The organism is Halorubrum sp. Atlit-28R (assembly GCF_003665955.1).
Taxonomy (GTDB): domain Archaea; phylum Halobacteriota; class Halobacteria; order Halobacteriales; family Haloferacaceae; genus Halorubrum; species Halorubrum tropicale.
In genome coordinates this window covers 1-444 of the sequence record NZ_QPLS01000259.1, presented here as the reverse complement: position 1 = coordinate 444, position 444 = coordinate 1, and the positions used below count along the sequence as shown (strand labels likewise).

Below are 444 nucleotides of genomic sequence, written 5' to 3'. Positions count from 1 at the left end.
CGTCGAGCTCCCGGATCAGCGAGACGATCTCGGAGACCTCCGCCGGGTTCATCCCCGCGGTGGGCTCGTCCATCAGGAACACGTTCGGCTCGATGGCGAGGGCCAAGGCGATCTCGACGGTCCGCTTCTCGCCGTGGCTCAGCGTGTCGCAGGCCGCGTCCGCGATGTCGGTCAGCCCGGTGAGCGCCAGCAGCTCCTCGACGTCGGCCTCGACCGACTCGTCGCCGGTCGCCCGCGAGCGGAAGTCGAGCCGGGACCCGTCGTGGCTGATCCGGGCGACCCGCACGTTCTCGCGGACGGTGAGCCCCTCGAAGATATTCGTGATCTGGTACGACCGGGAGAGCCCCGCCTGCGCCACCTCGTGCGGCTCCGCGCTGGTGATGTCGGTCAGGTCGTCCCCGTCGCCGCTCCGCAGCCAGATCGACCCGGCCGTCGGCTGGAGCA

General features: G+C 70.7%; 1 protein-coding gene. It reads right to left on the bottom strand.

Features of this window, described 5'->3' with window-relative positions:
- A partial coding sequence (locus tag DVK06_RS17805; protein ID WP_121601169.1) for an ATP-binding cassette domain-containing protein occupies positions 1–444 on the bottom strand: 444 nt, incomplete at both ends.